17 protein-coding genes are annotated in these 16,895 nt (G+C 65.6%); 3 read left to right on the top strand and 14 right to left on the bottom strand.

The window, feature by feature from the left end:
- Positions 1-164: 164 nt before the first annotated feature.
- Together MY55_RS16605 and MY55_RS16600 are read left to right on the top strand one after the other, a co-directional pair.
- Positions 165-581: a DUF6130 family protein gene (locus MY55_RS16605; RefSeq protein WP_152681620.1), complete on the top strand. Its 417-nt coding sequence runs from the start codon at positions 165-167 to the stop codon at positions 579-581.
- A 46-nt stretch (positions 582-627) separates the two neighbouring features.
- The gene (locus MY55_RS16600; RefSeq protein ID WP_047244004.1) at positions 628-1,908 is read left to right on the top strand and encodes a condensation domain-containing protein; all 1,281 of its coding nucleotides are present in this window, start codon (positions 628-630) and stop codon (positions 1,906-1,908) included.
- On the opposite strand, the gene MY55_RS16595 is transcribed toward MY55_RS16600, so the two are convergent.
- The 14 genes from MY55_RS16595 to MY55_RS16535 form a co-directional block, all read right to left on the bottom strand.
- Positions 1,844-2,785 (bottom strand): prohibitin family protein, encoded by a 942-nt coding sequence (locus tag MY55_RS16595; RefSeq protein ID WP_052257954.1) that lies wholly within the window; start codon positions 2,783-2,785, stop codon positions 1,844-1,846. The two genes, MY55_RS16600 and MY55_RS16595, sit on opposite strands and share 65 nt — an antisense overlap.
- The gene (locus tag MY55_RS16590; RefSeq protein WP_425266115.1) at positions 2,778-4,346 is read right to left on the bottom strand and encodes a cyclic peptide export ABC transporter; all 1,569 of its coding nucleotides are present in this window, start codon (positions 4,344-4,346) and stop codon (positions 2,778-2,780) included. The genes MY55_RS16595 and MY55_RS16590 overlap by 8 nt, the downstream gene beginning before the upstream one ends.
- A 93-nt stretch (positions 4,347-4,439) precedes the next feature.
- A complete protein-coding gene (locus MY55_RS24030; protein ID WP_162837615.1) occupies positions 4,440-4,601 on the bottom strand; it encodes a hypothetical protein in 162 nt (53 codons plus the stop codon).
- Positions 4,602-4,610: 9 nt separating this feature from the next.
- Positions 4,611-5,153: a hypothetical protein gene (locus MY55_RS16585; RefSeq protein ID WP_043573445.1), complete on the bottom strand. Its 543-nt coding sequence runs from the start codon at positions 5,151-5,153 to the stop codon at positions 4,611-4,613.
- A gap of 61 nt (positions 5,154-5,214) precedes the next feature.
- Entirely contained in the window at positions 5,215-5,694 is a 480-nt protein-coding gene (locus MY55_RS16580; RefSeq protein WP_043573447.1) for a YcjF family protein, read from the bottom strand.
- An 85-nt stretch (positions 5,695-5,779) separates the two neighbouring features.
- Positions 5,780-6,583, bottom strand: coding sequence for an HpcH/HpaI aldolase family protein (locus MY55_RS16575; RefSeq protein ID WP_080509621.1), 804 nt, complete (start codon positions 6,581-6,583; stop codon positions 5,780-5,782).
- Positions 6,573-7,640, bottom strand: a complete 1,068-nt coding sequence (locus MY55_RS16570; RefSeq protein ID WP_053006667.1) for an Ldh family oxidoreductase — start codon at positions 7,638-7,640, stop codon at positions 6,573-6,575. The genes MY55_RS16575 and MY55_RS16570 overlap by 11 nt, the downstream gene beginning before the upstream one ends.
- Positions 7,637-9,019: a phenylacetate--CoA ligase family protein gene (locus tag MY55_RS16565; RefSeq protein WP_047236722.1), complete on the bottom strand. Its 1,383-nt coding sequence runs from the start codon at positions 9,017-9,019 to the stop codon at positions 7,637-7,639. Before MY55_RS16565 ends, MY55_RS16570 begins: the two co-directional genes overlap by 4 nt.
- Positions 9,016-9,708 (bottom strand): DUF6939 family protein, encoded by a 693-nt coding sequence (locus tag MY55_RS16560; protein ID WP_043573455.1) that lies wholly within the window; start codon positions 9,706-9,708, stop codon positions 9,016-9,018. Before MY55_RS16560 ends, MY55_RS16565 begins: the two co-directional genes overlap by 4 nt.
- A gap of 9 nt (positions 9,709-9,717) precedes the next feature.
- Entirely contained in the window at positions 9,718-10,794 is a 1,077-nt protein-coding gene (locus MY55_RS16555; protein ID WP_052878057.1) for a GTP cyclohydrolase II, read from the bottom strand.
- Between the two features lie 26 nt (positions 10,795-10,820).
- Positions 10,821-12,401 (bottom strand): class-II aminoacyl-tRNA synthetase family protein, encoded by a 1,581-nt coding sequence (locus MY55_RS23170; protein ID WP_155419283.1) that lies wholly within the window; start codon positions 12,399-12,401, stop codon positions 10,821-10,823.
- A 7-nt stretch (positions 12,402-12,408) separates the two neighbouring features.
- On the bottom strand, positions 12,409-13,119 hold the full coding sequence (locus MY55_RS16545) for a cupin domain-containing protein (RefSeq protein WP_081284726.1): 711 nt from the start codon (positions 13,117-13,119) through the stop codon (positions 12,409-12,411).
- Positions 13,120-13,612: 493 nt separating this feature from the next.
- Positions 13,613-14,407 (bottom strand): siderophore-interacting protein, encoded by a 795-nt coding sequence (locus MY55_RS16540; protein ID WP_043573461.1) that lies wholly within the window; start codon positions 14,405-14,407, stop codon positions 13,613-13,615.
- A gap of 13 nt (positions 14,408-14,420) precedes the next feature.
- The gene (locus tag MY55_RS16535) at positions 14,421-15,005 is read right to left on the bottom strand and encodes a PadR family transcriptional regulator (RefSeq protein ID WP_052257958.1); all 585 of its coding nucleotides are present in this window, start codon (positions 15,003-15,005) and stop codon (positions 14,421-14,423) included.
- A gap of 200 nt (positions 15,006-15,205) precedes the next feature.
- On the opposite strand from MY55_RS16535, the gene MY55_RS16530 reads away from it, so the two are divergent.
- Positions 15,206-16,840, top strand: a complete 1,635-nt coding sequence (locus MY55_RS16530) for a methyl-accepting chemotaxis protein (RefSeq protein ID WP_047237610.1) — start codon at positions 15,206-15,208, stop codon at positions 16,838-16,840.
- Positions 16,841-16,895: the final 55 nt, after the last annotated feature.

Raw genomic sequence — 16,895 nt, 5'->3', positions numbered from 1 at the left:
GCAGGCAAGGCAAACGGAAGCTGCGGCTTCCGTTTTTTTTTGCGCGCGCGTGAAGCGCTTGCGCTATGGGTGTGGCCAACCATAATGACAATGGCGTTCCGGCGGGCCGCCAGGCTGCGCGCTCACGATGACGGCGGCGGAAGCCCAAGCGATGAGGAATGGGGATGACCAATAGACTATCGGGATGGTTGGCCTTGCTGGCTTTGGCCTGCTGCGCGCCGGCTCAGGCCGCGGATGCGCCGGCGCCGAAACTGGTGATCGAGTCTCCCGTCGATGGCCAGGCGGTGGGCAATGCGCTGATTGTCCGCTTCCACGCCGAACAGATCCGGCTGGCGCCGCGCTACGCGCCTGCCGGGGAGCCGGTTCCCGCAGCGCTGCGGGGAGTCGGCCACCTGCACGTGTATCTGGACGGGGCGGCCTGGCATTGGGTGCATGCCACGCCCGATCCGCTGGTGCTGGTGGGCTTGCCGCCGGGGCCGCATCAGATCCACCTGGAGCTGGCCGCGCCCAATCACCAACCGCTGGATGCGCGGCAAGTATCCTTCAGCGTAAGCGCCGGAGACTCTCGGCGCGCCCATTGATTTTCATCTCCAGGCCGCGGTGGCGGCCTGTTTCTTGCGAGGAAACATGCGGGTCAAATCCAATCAGGAGTTTTTCATCCGTTCGTCCTGGCAGGGGATACACCTGCACATCACCATCACCGCGCTGATGCAGGGGCCGGCGGCGCCTGGATTATGGCGCGCGGCGCTGCGGCAGGTTTTGGCCAGGCACGATGTATTCCGCCTGGGCTTCGTCCGCGACGGCGAAGAGGCGGCGGCGCGGCTGGGCGAGCCGGGCGAGCCGGCCTGCCGGCATGAAAGCTTGGCGGCGGCGGATTGGGAGGCGGGCTTGCGCCGGTTGGCGGCGCGCGACAATGCCGAGCCGTTCGACCTGGCGACGCCGCCGCTGTGCCGCTTCACGCTGGTGGACACGGAGGGCGGGAATAGCGCCATGATCCTGACTTTCCACCACGCGCTGCTGGACGGTTGGTCGGTGCATTTATTCCTGCAGCAGCTGCTCAGGGAGTACGGCGCGCGGCTGGCGGGCTGCCCGGCGCCTGCCGTTCCCGCGGGGCGGCCGGTGCGGGAGGCGCTGGAGGAGGAAGAGCGTTTGCTTGGCGGCGCAGTCGGCGCGCAGAGACTGGCATGGTGGCGCGACGCGTTGTCCGCCGTGATGGACGCGGTCGAGCCGCCGCCAGGGCTGGCGCGGCCGGCGGGATGGGTGCATCGCGAGCTGCCGCCCGGGGTGGGCGCGGGGATGAGGGCGGAGGCGGTGAGGAGCATGTTGCTGGCGGCTTATGCGCTGGCGCTGCGCGAGATGGCGCTCAGCCAGCCGCTGGTGGTCAATCTCAGCATGGGCAACCGCGCGCTGGCTCAGCGCAATACCCTGGGCTTGTTCTCCAACGCCTTGCCGATTCCGCTGCCGCTGCGTCCGGGGGATGGCCTGACCGCGGCCAGCGACGCGGCCAGGCAGGCGGTGCGCGACTGCGAGGCGCGCTCGCTGCCGGTGCTGCACCTGCTGCGCAGTTTGCGCCCTGACTTGTTCGCCAGCCATGGCGCGCTGGGCCTGTGCCATTGGCCGGCGCGCCATCAGTTCAACCCGCGGCCGCACTTCCAGCTGGATTACGCGTATCCAGGCATGGCGGCGCAATGGCGGCCCGACCTGGGCGCCGCGCTTAACTGGGCCGGGGCCGATACCGAGCTGATGGCGACGCAGTTCGGCGAGCGCTGGGCGCTGGATCTGATTTACAACGACGCCAGCGTGGGCCGGGAGCGCGCCCAGGCGCTGCTGGAGCGGATGACGCTCATGGTTTGCGCGGCCGCGCCTTCGGCTTGCTCGCCTCCGCCTTCTTGTCATCCATGTTCATGATCAGCGGCAGGCCGTTGGCGCCGGCGCCTATCACCACCACCTTGGCATTGTCGGACTTGGCCAGCTGGACGGTGGCTTCGATGCCGCGCCAGCGCAGATAGCTGTCGCTCATGCCGTTGCTGACGATTTCCTGGAAATGGCGGATGCCGGTGGCTTCTATCCGTTTGCGTTCGGCCTCTTTTTCCTCCTTGCTCAGCAGGAAGTTGTAGGTCTGCATTTCCTGGTAGGCGGCGTTTTTCTTGATGATGGCGTCCTGCACGCCCCGCGGCAGCGTGACGCCCTTGATCAGCACGTCCTCGATTTCCACCCATTTCAAGCCCTTGCGGCCGTCGGGGTTGAAGTTGTTGATCAGGTCGTAACGCACCGAGGACAGTATTTGTTGCTGGATGGTGAGCCGCGACTGGGTGTAGACCTGTTCCGGCCGGTAATAGGCGATCACATCGCGGGTGCGGGCGCCGACGCTGGGCGCGATCAAGGTTTCGGCGTAGTTCTCGCCGGCGTAGCGGTGCAGGTAGGGCAGGTTGGACGGATTGACGCGGAAGCGCCAGGCCATGCTGACCTTCATCGTCAGGCCATCCGACGACAGCACGTCGAACTCGCGTTCCACGCGCTGCAGTCGGGCGTCGTAGATGTAGATGTGGTCCCATGGCAGGATGATGTGGGTGCCTTCGCCATAGATGTGATCAAGCTGGGTGCCGCCCTGGAAGCGTTTCCATTGCACGCCCAGTTGGCCGGGACGGATGGTGTAGATCATCAGCGGCAGCAGGAAGATGAAAATGGCGAAGGCGACCGTGAGGGGAATGGTCAGCTCTCGGAGCCAGGCTTCGAAACGGCGGAGCGGCGGGCGCGGAACGGCGCTGGCTGCGGCATCAGGCATGGTGGCTTTCCTCGCCAAGTTCGTACAGGCGGCCATCTTCCATGTGCAGCCGGCGGTCGGCCAGATGGAAGTAGCGGTCGTCGTGGGTGACGGCGATCAGGGTCAGGCCCCGTTCGCGTAGGCTGGGAACCAGCGTTTCGTAGAATTTGCGCCGGAAATGAGGGTCTTGGTCGGCCGCCCATTCGTCGAGCACGCACAAGGGCTTGTGTTCCAGCATCGCCGCGATCAGCGCCAGGCGCTTGCGTTGGCCGGTGGAGAGGTCGATGGTGTTGAAGCCGTATTCCCCCATTTCGGCCTTGTCGGCGATTTCCATCTCCTCCAGCAGCCGCTCCGCCTCGTCCCGGTTCCAGTCCTCCAGCCCGTATAGCTTGTCGAACAGGTGAAAATCGGAGAAAACCGCGCAGATGTGGTTGCGGTAGGCCTGCGCCCGCTCCGCCGCCACCGCGCGGCCGTTCAGCAGCAGCGAGCCGCCAGAGGGCGGGTACAGCGCGGTGAGCAGCTTGATCAGCGTGGATTTGCCGGAGCCGTTGCCGCCGGTGATGAAAATGATTTCGCCGGCCTGGATGGATAGATTGATCGGGCCGATGGCGAAGCCCTGGCCATCGCTGCGTTCATGGCGGAAATGGATGTTCTTCAATTCCAGGCTGCGGAAGGCGGCCGCTTCGTCGGCCGCGGTTTGCGCGGCCTGGGCATGGCTGGCCAGCGCGCGCTCCAGCTCCTGCAGGTTTTCCACCGCGGCTGTTGCAGTGGCGATCTGCGGAATGGCGGCGATGATGCCGGAGATCGGCCCCACCAGGAACAGCACCGCGGTCAGCGTTTTCATCACCGTGTCGGTATAGGCCGGCGAAAACACCGGCAGCACGAACACCATGCTGCCCAGCACCAGGAACAGCGCGATCTGGGCGAACATGAAGTTGATGGAGATGCCGCGCTGCGCCACCTTGCGCAACTGGGCGGTGATTTCCGACGTGGTTTCGACATCGTCTATCAGCGCCTCGGCGCGGCGGCTGGACAGCTTGACCTCCTTGAAGCCGCTGAGCAGGCTGCCGATCTGGTCGTGCAGCCGGCTTTCCTGTTCGTTGGCCTGGTACAGCATCGCATGCACCGATTTCATCTTGGCCCAGTAGATCAGGGTGGCGATCGCCATCACCGCAATGATCAGCAGCAGCGACATCAGGGACAGCCAGGCAATGTACAGCGACGCGAACACGATCAGGATGATGGACTGGAAGCCCAGCACGATGGTGCAGGCCGCCTGCGACAGGGTCTGGGTATCGTTGCAGATGGCCGAATAGATGCGGCCGTGGCCGCTGTGCTCCAGCATGGCCAGCTCGCACGACTGCAAGGTCTTCACCATCCGGCAGCGGATCTGGTGGACGATGTCCTCCACCTCGTCGCAGGTAGCCAGCAGCACATAGCGCTGGCTGTAGATGTACAGGGTCAGCACCAGGCCGTAGATGAGCACGTGGAAGAACTGCATGTCCACGTCCTTGATGTGCTCGGCGGCGTGATTGATCACCGCCAACAGGCTGGCGTTGGAGGCGCTGGCCAGCGCGGCCATCACGCCCAGCCGTTTCATCGGCAGCTTGCTGTTTTGGAAAAGGAATTTGGATAGCAGCATTTCAGTAGGCGATGGGTGGCGGCGTGGTGGGTTTCAGCGGCGTTCGTCGGTGGCGTAGGCGATCAGCAGATAGATCATCATCAGCACCGGCGTCATGAATATCGAGAACAGCATGGTGCGCAGAAAGCCCAGCCGGGTGTGTCTGCCCATGTAGGCGACCACCAGGCATAGTCCCAAGTAGGAATAAATAATCATGGCGTGGCCTCATGGTTTCTTGCCGGCGGCGCGCTGCAGCGGGATGGCGCCGAAGCCGATGGCGCGCACATCGGCCCCGCAATCGCCATTGAAGGCGTACTGGCAGCTCAGCACAGTGACGGCGCCTTGCAGGTCCTTGCAACTGGCGACATTCAGCGGATTGAAATAGGTGGTGCTGTAATTGTCCGGCTCCAGCGGCGAAGTCAGATTGACCACCGAAGAGCCGGAGGACTCGCGGCTGCCGTTCTTGTGGTATTCGATGCCGAGGATCAGCGTGCGCAGCGTGTCCGACGCGTGATTGATGATTTTGATCGATGGCGAGCAATAGCTATGCGAGCCGGGCGTGTCCAGGCCGTAGACATGCGCCTGGCTGATGGCGATGTCGATGGAGCCGCGTTGTGTCGGCAGGTTCTGCGTGGCGGTCTGCACCGGGGATGTCTGGTCCTTGGCGTAAGGGAAGTCGGCGCGCGCGGCCGGGTGCGAAGCCGCGGCGGCGCAAAAGGCGAGTGTCAGCAGGCCGCGGCGCGGCCGGCGGGGAGGGCAGGGCTTCATCGGGCAGGGCTTCCGGCAAGCGTCCCGGCCGCGGCGCAAGGCCGGCGGCCGGGACGGGGCGTTATTTTTGTGCTTGTTCAAACTGTTCCTGGTAATAGCTGCGCACTTTCTGCGGATCGAGGTTGAGGAAGGTGCCGCCGGACTCGAAGTGCTGGATGAATACCTTGCCCAGCGCATAAGTGGAGGCGGCGCCCAACGCCGGCAGCGTCAGGAAGCTGGCGGCGAAGCCCAGGAGCGGAATGCCTTTGAGCAGCGAGAACACCGTGGTGGCGATGCTGGCCGGCACCACGCTGCCCAGCAGCGCGGCGATGATGGACTTGGCCTGGTTTTCGCTGAACGGCACGTCGTACAGCGCCGACAGCCTGGCCAGGAATTTCAGCTGCACGCCAGCGATCACTGCCATGTCCAGCAGCGGCACCGGCACCAGGCCGGCGCCGGCCGCCCAGGGCATGTAGCTGCGCATCAGCGCCAGCGCTTCCTGCTCGCGGCCGGAGGCGGGGCGCGGTTCGACGCCGGCGCTGGTTTCATTGTGTGCGACCATCTCGATCTCCCAAAGTCTTGACGTATGAAAGAGGCTTGCCAAACCGCCAGTCTGCAAGCGCCATGATGCGATGGCGGGAGCCGCATCATGGTGAAGCGAATTCCTCCAGGCTGCGCATCTGTTGCTCCAGCGATTGCGCCAGCAGTTTCATGTCGTTGCCGAAGGCGATGAAGCGGAAGCCCTGGCGGGCGTAGCGTTGCGCCAATTCCAGGCTGTAGGCGAAGATGCCGGCGATCTTGCCGTGGCGGTGGCAGGCCTCGAGCACTTGTTCGATCGCGGCGTCCATCAGCGCGCCGGTCACCTGGCCGGCCTGGCCCAGGTCGCAGGCCAGGTCGCCGCAGCCGATGAACAGCACGTCTATGCCGTCGACGGCGGCGATGTCGTCGGCTTCGGCCACCGCTTGCGCCGACTCGATCTGGACGATGGTCAGCAAGGACTGGTTGGCTTCGGCGAAGTAGTCGGGCAGGCGTGAAAAATAAGCGGAGCAGCGGATGGGGTTGACGCCGCGGCGGCCGCGCGGCGGGTAATAGGCGCAATTCGCCACTGCCCGGGCATCGGCCGCCGAGTCTACTTTGGGCACCATCAGGCCCTGCGCGCCGCTGTCCAGCGCCGCCTCGATCAAGTGGCGCTCGTTGCGGGCCACCCTCACCATGCCGGCGGTGTGCGATCCGTTCAGCGCCTGCAGCATCTGGATCAAGTCGCGGCGGTCGGCCGGGGACGCTTCCATGTCCACCAGCAGCCAGTCCGGCCCGCGGGTGGCGCAGCATTCGGCGATCAGCGCGCTGGCCGATACCAGGAACAGTCCGAAACAGGTGCGGCCGGCAGCCAGTTTGTCCTTGATCGGATTGCCGGCATTCAATAGCGGATGGAAGGGCGCGTCATTCGACATGCGGGTTCTCCTGGTGCTGGCCGGCCAGATGCCGGATGGCGTCTAGCGTGGCGGCGGGAAGTGTCAGTATGGCCCGTGCGGCGGCGGCCCGGCGGCGTTCGGCGTAGCCTTCGCCGGGCATCCTGGCCAAACGGCCAGCCTGTCCGGTCTCGCGGCAATGCCGGGCGATGGCGGCCGCCTCGGCTTTGACGGCGGCTAGGCCGGATGGCGCGAGCGCCGGGTTGATCGCCAGGAACAAGCCGCCGTTGCCTGCGTCCTCCGGTCGGGCGACATGGCCGGCGCCGGCCAGCGCTCCGGCGAGCAATTCGATGAATACCGCCAGCCCGTAGCCTTTGTGGCCGGCCAGGGCTCCGCCCAGCGGCTGCATCGTCGCTTGCGGCGGCTGGGCGTAGAGCAGGGCGGGATCGAGCGCCGGCTCTCCGTCCGCGCCGACCAGGCAGCCGGAAGGCAGCGCGGCGCCTTCTTGGGCGCGGCGCCGGACATAGCCTTCGGACACGGCGGTGGTGCTCATGTCCAGCACCACCGGGTCGGCATCGGCGGAGGGGAAGGCCAGCAGCAGCGGATTGGTGCAGAGCCGCCCCAGCCGGCCGCCGGGCGCGGCCACCCTCTGGCCGCGGCCCTGGAAGTTGCAAAACCCCATCACCGCCAGCGGTTGCCGGGCGGCGCCGGCCAGTTCGCGGCCTAGCGCCGCCAGCCTGCCAAGGTGGTGGCCATGCCGCAGGCAGACCATGGCCAAGGGCTGCTCGCGGCACATGCGCTGCAAGGCCTCGGCGATGGACTGCCGGGCGAGGATGCCGAAGGCGCGCCTGCCATCGACGATGGCGATATTGGCCGCGGTCTGCTCGATGGCGGGCAGGGCGGCGGGGTCGAGCGCGCCGGAGCGGATATCGGCGGCGTAGTCTAGCAGGCGCAGCATGCCGTGCGAGGGATAGCCGACCTGTTCGTTTTCCAGCAGGTCGTCGATCACCTGCCGGGCCCGCGCGGACGGGGCGCCGCAGCGTTGCAGCGCTTGCGCGGCCAGTTCGCGCATCTCGTCCACCGCGATGTCTGCGTTCATGGGTTCACCGGATGGCGGGTGCCGATGTCGCTGAGCGCCGACACGCACAGACGGAATTTGCCGGTGGGCGATTCCGGCATGCGGTCGAATGGTTCGAATTCGATGCGGAATGGGTAGCCGGTGTGGTGGTGGATGCGCTCGACGATGGCGTCGCAGCGCTGGCGGGAGATGCCGGCCGGCGCCATCAAGCGGATGCGCAGGCTGTCCAGGCTATCCTGCACCACCTGGAACCATTCTATTTCCTCGAAGCGCATGATCAGGAAAGAGAACAGGTAAGCGTCGACATAAGCGCCGTCGGGCGTGACGATCAGATCCTGCTGACGGCCGGCGACATGGCTCATGCGCGGCAGGCCGAGGCCGGAGGCGCAGTGGCCGGACAGCGGCGCGGCCAGATCGCTGGTTTCGTAGCGGATCAGCGGCATGGCGAAATTGTTCAGCGTGGTCAGCACCACCCGGCCGGTTTCGCCGGGCTGGCAGGCGGCGCCGTCGTCGCGCAGGAATTCTTCCGCGACGTTTTCCACCTGGATCAGCATGCCGTCGTGGCAGGGGCTTTCATGCGCGACGATATTGGTTTCGCGCGAGCCGTACTTGTCGTACACCTCGCAGCCGAACACCTTTTGCAGCCGCTCGCGGATGATGGGCGGCAGCGGCTCCGAGGTGCCCTGGATGGCGCGCAGCGCCGGCACCTTGACCGCTTCGCGCTCCATTTGCCGGGCGATCAGGTGCATGGCGTTGGTGTAGGTGCTGATCAGCACCGGGTTGAAGCTGGCCAGGCTGCGGGTGAACTGGCCGATCAATTCGGGAGACAGCCGGAAGGTGTTGAATTCGCGCCGGTTGCTGAGCAGATTCTTCAGCTGGTCCGACACGCTTTTCAAGCTCCAGTAGATGGAAGAGCCCCATAGCAGCGCGAACGGTTCGCCCACTTTCCAGCCGGCGCACCATTGGTAGGTGCGCAATTGGTGGGCGCGCATCCACAGCCTGAAGTCGGCGTCCTGGACGAAGCAGGCGCGCTTGCCGGTGGAGCCGCTGCTGTAATTGGTTTGCAGCGTGGCGCGATCGGCGCGGCTGGAGATCAGCTCCGCCTGGTTGGCGGTCAGCTCCTGGCGGGTCAGCAGCGGCAGTTTGGCCAGGTCGGCCAGCGAGTTGAAGTCGTCGGGCACCAGGCCGCGCTCGCGGAACACCCGGGTGTAATAGGGCACGCTTTCGTAGGCATGGCTGAGCAGCGCGTGCAGCTTGCGCATTTGCAGTTCGCGGCAAGCCTGCGGCGACAGGTGCTGGGTTTCTTCCAGCCAACGCAGGCGTTGCGCCACATCCTGGCGGCCTTGCAGTTTTTCGCAGCCCCAGTACAGCCGGCGGGCCAGAGCCGGATTGAGCGTCATGGTTTCTCCCGATGGATGGCGCGATAGCGGCCGAGCAGGCCGTCCAGCGCGGCGTCGAAGGCCGGTTTGTCGGCGGGCGACAGCAGGCGGCCGGCCAGCTCGCGGTAGCGCCGCTCCAGCGTGCCGTTGAACCAGGCGGCCAGAATGGCGGAGTGGCTGAACGAAGAACTGGTGTCGGCGATGTCCTGATTGGCGTCCCAGTCGTAGAACAGCACCGGACCATCGGCGGCGATGTGCCGGCGCAGCTCCCGCAGCACCGGCTCCGGGGCCAGCCTGTCCAGCAGAAACAGATAGGTCGGCAGGTAGATCAGGAAGCGGGCTTCCAGGAGGCCCAGCTGCCGGTCGCCATAAATGAAGCGGCTGTCCGAATAGCAGTAGCCTGGTTGGCGGCGGCGCTCATCGTCGCTGGGCCGCTTGCGCGGCTCGGCCAGAAACTGCTCGAAGTCGGTGCGCCCGTCCACCAGCTTCAAGCCCTGCCACACCGATTCGACCGATCGCGCCAGCCGTCCGGCCTGCCCCGGCACCGGGATGACGGGATCGGGCCAGAGTTGGAAGGGATTGAAGCAGCGGAAGCCGCGCATATTGGCGGGCGCGCCGTTGAAGCTGTCCACCATCAGGCAGTCGGAGGCGTCGTCCTGCATGGCGGCCAGCGCGGCCTGCCTGGAGGTGGAGAGGGCCAGATGGGGCATGGCGGCGACTCAGGCTACGGCATCCGCCGCGCCGTCCCGGCGGCAGGTCCGTCTTTCATCGCCGCGGCGATAGACGTGGCTGTCGCCGGTCTGGTCCTCCAGTTGCCATTGCGGCCGAGGCTGCGCGTACTTGTTTTCACGGCCCCAGTCCTGCAGCTTGATGCCGAGCTGGCGGGCTTCCGTTTCCAGATAGCCTGGCAGGGTGGCGAAAGGCACCACCACGAAGCGGGCGCCGGTGGCGGCGTAGGCCGCCAGTTCGTCCAGTCTGGGCAGATCGCTGAGGTAGATCACCAGCTCGCCTGCCGGTTGCTGGGCCAGCCCAGCCAGCAGATGGCGGGCCACGTCCCAGCTGTCTCCCTGCCATTCCGCCACCACCTGCTGGTTGTCGCGGACGATGCGCGCGGCGCGGCGGTCGGGATGCGCCTCCGCCTGGTCCTGCAGCGGCCGCAGCCAGTCGCCGTGGGTCTGGAAGCTCCATTGGTAGGCCAGGTCTTCCTTCTCCAGCATCATGGTGGCCATGTTGTAGCGGGTCAGCGGCGCCTCGATCTGGTCGCGCTCCACCCGGAAGCCCTGTTCGCGCAGAAACTCCAGCCGCGCGCGGTTGTTCGACATCAGCAGGATGCTTTCCACCTTGAGGAAGCGCAGGATGGCGGCCACCGCCTCGTAGGAGCGGCTATCCAGCGGGGCATGGAAGCGCTGGTAGACTTCATCGGTGTCCAGTTGGTGGTTCTGCCGGTAGTCGTAGATGCGGAAATGCTTTTCTATTCCCAGGCCGCGGGCATCCTGGTCTATGCCGTAGATCACCAGCCCGCCCTGGCGCTGCGAGATGCGGCGGAAGGCTTCGTCCAGCTGGAAGCCGCAGTCGCACTGCTGCGAATGCATCACGTGGCCGAAAAAGCACGCCGATTCTATGCGCAGCGGCACCGCTTCCTGCGCGGCGAGATCGCCAAGCGCCGCGCAGGCCCAGCGCTTGCCCTGGAATTCGAAGTAGTGCAGCTGGAAGTAGTTGACGCTGTCGTCGATCTTCAGCGGCAGGCGCACCGGCCCGACTATCATTTCCAGCTGGTCTGCATGGCTGCTTGTCATGTCTTCTCCTTTGCTCAAGATAGGGGTCAGATGCGTCGCGACAGCAGGGCGCGCGCCCAGGTCGGTCGGCCTGAGAAAATGCATGGGGCGGGTTCGTCCGCCGCCGCGAAACTGCACAGCTCTCCCATTTGCCACGCCGCCGCGGCCTCCGCGTGGCGGCGGGTCGGGCTGACGGGCGCGATCACGCTCTTGCGCGCCGCCAACGCCTGCTTGGCTTCGGCCTCCGAGCCGGCGAAGGCGATCTGGCTGCGGGCGCGCCGCAGGACATCGGCGCCCGCGTCGGCTTCTACGTCGGCCAGCGCGTCCGCCAGCTGCTGCGCCAGCGCCTCCGCTGCGCAGTCCGCAGCGGCTTCCAGCTCGAGGTCGGCATCGGTGCGGTACAGGCGCAGCCTGGGTTGGTCTTGCGCGTGGCGGCGGCCGAAATACAGCAGCAGCAGCGGCGCGCCGCGGTGCCGCCATTGCCGCATCCGCGAAGTCAGCGTCCGGGCATCGGCGCAGCGCTCCAGAGCCGGACGCAGGCCGCAGGCCTTCAGTTGTTCCCGCAGCGTCTCCAGAAAGCGCCGTTCGTCTTCATCCTGGCTGCGCGCCAGGATGGCCACCTGGGTCGCCGCCAGCTGCGGGTGCACCGTCAGGGAGCCATCGGCCTTGGCCGACAGGCATAGCTGGGCGTACAGCATCCTGCGGCTGGCGAAGCCGTCCAGCTGCCAGGCGTGCCGCCGCCGCTCGCCTTTGCCCAGGCCGATGTCGTAGCGGCTGGACAAGCGCTGGCCTTGGAAATACAGCGCCGAAGTCTGCACGCATTCGCCGCTGGGCAACGGGGTGTCGCCGCCCAGCGCCCATTCGTACAGGGCTTCGCGGTTGCCCCAGGGCGGGCGCACGCCGACAAATTGCGGCAGGCAAAGCGATTCTGCCAGCCGTTCCAGCCCTAGGTGCAGCCGTTGCAGGTCGCCCTGCGCCTCTTCCATGGCGGCGTGGCAGCAGTGGAATTCGAAGACGTCGGCCGCCTCCAGCGCGGCGAACACCCCTTTGCCGCTGCGGTCGGCCGAACTGACCGGGCGGAAGTAGCGCGCGCGCTGGAACATGCGGATAGGCAGCGCCTCGGCCTGGGTGACCAGCTGCCGCCAGTGGCTGGCGATCACCTGTTCGCCGGTGGGCGTCAGCACGCCGCGCAGGCGGTTGCGTTCGCGGTCGTGGCCGGTGGCGACCTGCAACAGGCAGCGTTCGGCATCGAGCAAATCGGCCATCGGCTCGAAACATTCCTGCGGCACCACGTGCGGATAGGCGTATTCGTCCAGTCCCAGATCGTCGAGGGCGGCGCGCAGCAGCCCCGCCAGCCTTTCGCTCAGCGCCACCCCCCACGGCAGCAGCACGCAGGCGCCCGGCACCGGCACGGCGCCGAGATCGCAAACGCCGGCGTGCTTGAGCAGGCGGGCGAACTCGCCCTGGCTCAGGCCGGGGTCCCGCCTGTCCGGGCGCGGCGGCCACGGCAGGCGCGGCGCGGCTGGTCTGGGGTCTGCCAGCCAGGCAGGCAGCGGCGGCAACGCGCCGGACAGCGCGTCGGCGCCAAGCTGGGGGCAGGGCGGGCCTGGGTGAACGTCTCTTGGCATGGGGCGCTCAGTTGGCTACGTATTCGGCGATTTTGCTGGTGCGGTAAGGGTTGTCGCCGGCCAGGGAGACGCCATCCACCAGGGTGCGGTTGATCATCGGATGTTCTTCGTGGGTGGGGCCGAAGTCGGAATCCGGGTGATAGATCACGATGCGCAGCGGGCTGTGCTCGGTGTGGAAGCTATGGATTTCGTCGGCCGGCAACACGAAGATCTTGCCGGCAACCAGTTCCAGGCGCTCGTGTTCGGTCAGACAGTAGCCTTCGCCTTCGATGATGATGCCGATGCGCACCGATGGGTGGGTGTGGGCGGTTTGGTGCAGATGCGGTGGCACGTAAAGATAGTTGAGGCAGGGGTCGCCCTTGATCATCGGCGAAATCAGCAGGCTGTCGGAGCAACCGTCGATGTATTTCAGCCGGCCCAGCCGTTCTATCGGGCCGCCGTACAGCGGCGCGCCGTGATAGTCCTGGCGGATGCCGACCAGGCCGACGAAGGGGCTGAGCAGGGCGGGGCCGGGAATCGAGAAGAACATGCCGGCGTGCAGCATCTGGTTGAGGCCGGCATGGGAGACGAGCATCTGTCCCTGCTGCACGAAGCCGTACGCGGTGCAGCCAGGCTCGATCCGGGTTTCCTGAACGCCGGCGGGAACGTGCAGGCAAGAGGGAAAGCGCTGGTCCAGATGGTGTCGCGACAGAGGTTGCCGTATATCGAACATTTCCATGTCAATATCCTTTGCTAATCAACCAACATTCTGAAGACTCAACAGCCGGTATGCGATTTTTCAGCGTAGAAATGCTTACCCAAAATGCAAGATTTTTTTGATATACCTTTATGCCGCAATATTTTTTATCGGATGATATGAATAAGTATTTTTACTGGGGGATGGCATTGGAAAGCCTGGCGCGCCGGGCTTTCATGCAGGTATTCGTTTTGGACTGCGGATTTTAAGCCGGCTGCAGAGAATGGCGATGGCGGGGGATTGTTGGGCGCTGAGATGGAGAAAATCAGTATATGAACGCTTTTATGCAGTTATAAAAATGTTTTACCGCGATTATGTTTTCAAAATGACGATGGTTTTTCGGCATGGCGTGATGATCGATTGAGTGATGGATGGGGTGATGATCGCCGGCATCCATCCAGGGGCCGCTGTTGCGCGATGCATGCGTCCGCAGGCAGGCAGGCGGGCGGCCTGGCCTGCTGCGACGGGTTTGCTCTTATTCGCCTATGGTTTCATGCGCGCCGGCGTCGCCGCGTTTCCAGTAGCCGGCCACACGCATCCTGTCCTTGTCCACGCCGCGCAGCTGCAGATGTTTATGCACGGCGCGCATTTCGCCGCTTTCCCCTGCGGCCCAGACATATCCATCGCCGCCCGGCAGGGGCATTTCCGTCACCGTCTGCAGCAGGTCTTGTCGCCGGTCGCGCTGGCGCCAGATGATTTCCATGCCGGCTGGGCCGCCAAGGGGCAGGCGGGCATCGGCGTTGTCTACCAGGATGACGGCGGCGCCGCGGCTGTCGGCCGGCAGCTCTTCCAGCCGGCGGCTGATCGCCGGCAGCGCCGTTTCGTCGCCAATCAGCCAGTGCCAGTCGAATCCCGTCGGCACCACGCGCGAGCCGCGCGGTCCGCCTACGCCCAGATAGTGGCCGACCTGGGCTTGGGCGGCCCAGTCGGAGGCGACGCCGCCTTCGTGCAGCACGAAGTCTATGTCCAGCTCGCCGGCGTCGGCGGCGTAACGGCGCGGCGTGTAGTCGCGCATCGCAGGCTTGGCTTGGTCGGCCGGGAAGACGATGCCGCCCTCGCCGACGGAGGGGCTGACGGGCCGGATCTCGCCGGGCGCGGGGAAGAACAGCTTGACGTGGTCGTCGAATGAGGAGGAGGCGAAGCCCTCCAGGTCGGCGCCGCTCAAGGTGACGCGCAGCAGGCGCCCGGCGAGCCGCTCTATGCGGCTAACCCGCAGCAAGCGGAATTGCAGCGGGTGGCGCAGTTTTTGTATGGTCAGATCGTGGCGCATGGGTGGTCCTTTATTAATTTTGGCCGATGATCTCGGCAGTGGCGCGTTGCAGGATGTCGGCGATGCGGCGTTGCTCGTCGGCGTCGGCCTTGTCGCGCAGCAGCAGCGCGTGCTTGAGCGCGCGGCGGGCCTCTATCAGCTCCCGGACCCAGCCGGCCGCGCCTTCTTCGCCGATTTCCTCGCCGGCGTAGGCGCGGCGGGCCAGCTCCATCTTGCGGCCGATGTGCTCCAGCTTGGCCAGCATCCGCTCCACATGTTCGCGGTTGACTGCCAGGTGCAGGCGGCCGGGTTCTGCGATCGAATAGCACTTGCGGTTGCCGCTGCTCGCCACGGTGACATGGCCGATTTCCTCCAGATAGGTGAGGGCGGGATAGACCATGCCCGGGCTGGGGCTGTAATAGCCGTTGGAGCGGCTGGCCAGCGCCTTGATCAGTTCGTAGCCGTGGCTTGGGCGCTCGGCTATCAGCGCCAGCAACAGCAATTGCAGGTCGTCGGAGCTGAATTTGCGGCCGCGCGACAGGTGTTCGCTGTCGCCGGCGTGATGGGCGTGGCGGCGGCCGCCGCAATGGCGGCCGGAGTCGTGGCGAAAGAAGCGCATGGCGGCTCCTGCAAGAGATAACTATCTTAAGATATATGTCTTAAGATATAAAAGTCAAGAAGAAGCATGCCGCGCCGACCATCCGGCAGATTTTTCGGCGGCATGGCATGACAAAAGTCAATAAATTGGATATTGATATTGAAAATGAATAATTGAATGCGCTATCGTTGCCAGCTGTTTACAAATCATCGGATGGGGCAATGGCGAAAACCATTTCATTGAAGCGACGATTGCTGCTGCAGACCGCCAGCACCATCGTATTGGTATGCGTATTGGGCGCGTTGCTGATGAACGCTTTGCGCCAGCAAATGCTGTCCGACCGCCACGATCAGGTACGCGGCCAGGTGGAGGCGGCCGCCAGCCTGGTGGCCGCGCATGAGGAAATGGCGGAAAAGGGCCTGGTGCCGGAAGCGGACGCCAAGCGGCAGGCTTTGCTGGAGCTGAGCAAGCTGCGTTTCGACGGCCGCGAGTATTTCTTCACGCTGGACCGCAATATGGTGTGGCTGGCCCATGGCATGAATCCCAAGCTGGTCGGCAGGGACATGCACGGAGTGAAGGACGCGGCCGGCACCAGCATGGGCCAGTTGTTCGACGGCGTGCTGAGGGAAAACGGCGGCAAGGGCTTCGCCGAGTATTACTGGGACAAGCCGGGCACCAGCGCGCCGCAGCCCAAGCTCGCGTATTTCCAGACCACCGCCCGCTGGGGCTGGGTAGTGGGCACCGGCCTGTATCTCGACGACATCAACACGGTGCTGCTGCGCCAGCTGCTGGGCGTGGGCGCCCAGGTGCTGCTGTTCATGGCGGTGAGCCTGTCTTTGGGCTGGTGGGTGTATCGCAGCGTGATGCGCGAGTTGGGCGCCGAGCCGTCCGAGGCGGCCGCCATCGTGCGCGAGATCGCCGCCGGCAAGCTGGACCGCGAGATACGGCTGGAGGCCGGCGACGGCGACAGCCTGCTGGCGCATATCCGCGAGATGCAGGCGCAACTGCGCCAGTTGGTGGGGGAAATCATGCGCGATGCCGAGGAGCTGGGCCGGCTGAACGCCGATGTGGTCGACGGCGCCAAGATGGTGGCGGACAACTCGCAGGGGCAGAGCGAAGGCGCGGCGGCGATGGCGGCCTCGGTGGAGCAACTGACGGTCAGCATCAACCACATCGCCCAGCACGCCAAGGATGCCCGCTCGGTGTCGCAGGACTCGGGCCAGCTGTCGGAAACCGGCAGCGAGGTGATCGCGCGCGCGGTGGAGGAGATGCAGGGCATCAGCGCCACGGTGGACATGACGGAAGCGGCGATCGCCGACCTGGCCAGCAAGACCGCCACCATCTCCAACATCATGCAGGTGATCAAGGACATCGCCGACCAGACCAATCTTTTGGCCTTGAACGCGGCGATAGAGGCGGCGCGCGCCGGCGAGAGCGGCCGCGGCTTCGCGGTGGTGGCGGACGAGGTGCGAAAATTGTCCGAGCGCACCGCCAAGGCCACCGAGCAGACTGCGACGATGATCACCGAAATCCAGGTCAGCTCGGACCTGTCGCGGCAGAACATGAGCGAGACAGTGACCAAGGTGAGAACCGGCCTGGAGCTGGCCGAGCAAGGCGGCCAGCTGATCCAGCAGATCCACGGCAGCGCGAGCCAGGTGGTGCGGGTGGTCAACGACATCTCGCACGCGCTGCAGGAGCAGGGCACCGCCAGCCAGGACATCGCCCGCCACGTCGAGCAGATCGCCCAGGTGGCTTCCGGCAACGCGGTGGCAGCCACCCAGGCGTCGGAGAGCATACAGCGGATAGACGAGGTGACTGGCAGCCTCAGGCAGTCGGTGGCGCAGTTCCAGGTGTAGGCCGCAAGGCCGCGCGGGGAGATGAACGATGCCGGGGGAGCGATCCTCCGGCATT

The sequence above is a fragment of the Chromobacterium subtsugae genome (genome assembly GCF_001676875.1).
Classification (GTDB): Bacteria; Pseudomonadota; Gammaproteobacteria; order Burkholderiales; family Chromobacteriaceae; genus Chromobacterium; species Chromobacterium subtsugae.
Note: the sequence above shows the minus strand (reverse complement) of the source record. Positions and strands in the feature narration are given on the sequence as shown.

Coding starts and splice junctions, on each gene's coding strand:
- MY55_RS23170 (WP_155419283.1), bottom strand. CDS start 12,401: ATGCCAAGAGACGTTCACCCAGGCCCGCCCTGCCCCCAGCTTGGCGCC.
- MY55_RS16570 (WP_053006667.1), bottom strand. CDS start 7,640: ATGAACGCAGACATCGCGGTGGACGAGATGCGCGAACTGGCCGCGCAA.
- MY55_RS16595 (WP_052257954.1), bottom strand. CDS start 2,785: ATGCCTGATGCCGCAGCCAGCGCCGTTCCGCGCCCGCCGCTCCGCCGT.
- MY55_RS16560 (WP_043573455.1), bottom strand. CDS start 9,708: ATGCCCCATCTGGCCCTCTCCACCTCCAGGCAGGCCGCGCTGGCCGCC.
- MY55_RS16540 (WP_043573461.1), bottom strand. CDS start 14,407: ATGCGCCACGATCTGACCATACAAAAACTGCGCCACCCGCTGCAATTC.
- MY55_RS16590 (WP_425266115.1), bottom strand. CDS start 4,346: ATGGCCGCGCTGGCCAGCGCCTCCAACGCCAGCCTGTTGGCGGTGATC.
- MY55_RS16605 (WP_152681620.1), top strand. CDS start 165: ATGACCAATAGACTATCGGGATGGTTGGCCTTGCTGGCTTTGGCCTGC.
- MY55_RS16555 (WP_052878057.1), bottom strand. CDS start 10,794: ATGACAAGCAGCCATGCAGACCAGCTGGAAATGATAGTCGGGCCGGTG.
- MY55_RS16580 (WP_043573447.1), bottom strand. CDS start 5,694: ATGGTCGCACACAATGAAACCAGCGCCGGCGTCGAACCGCGCCCCGCC.
- MY55_RS16530 (WP_047237610.1), top strand. CDS start 15,206: ATGGCGAAAACCATTTCATTGAAGCGACGATTGCTGCTGCAGACCGCC.
- MY55_RS16600 (WP_047244004.1), top strand. CDS start 628: ATGCGGGTCAAATCCAATCAGGAGTTTTTCATCCGTTCGTCCTGGCAG.
- MY55_RS16565 (WP_047236722.1), bottom strand. CDS start 9,019: ATGACGCTCAATCCGGCTCTGGCCCGCCGGCTGTACTGGGGCTGCGAA.
- MY55_RS24030 (WP_162837615.1), bottom strand. CDS start 4,601: ATGATTATTTATTCCTACTTGGGACTATGCCTGGTGGTCGCCTACATG.
- MY55_RS16535 (WP_052257958.1), bottom strand. CDS start 15,005: ATGCGCTTCTTTCGCCACGACTCCGGCCGCCATTGCGGCGGCCGCCGC.
- MY55_RS16575 (WP_080509621.1), bottom strand. CDS start 6,583: ATGTCGAATGACGCGCCCTTCCATCCGCTATTGAATGCCGGCAATCCG.
- MY55_RS16585 (WP_043573445.1), bottom strand. CDS start 5,153: ATGAAGCCCTGCCCTCCCCGCCGGCCGCGCCGCGGCCTGCTGACACTC.
- MY55_RS16545 (WP_081284726.1), bottom strand. CDS start 13,119: ATGGAAATGTTCGATATACGGCAACCTCTGTCGCGACACCATCTGGAC.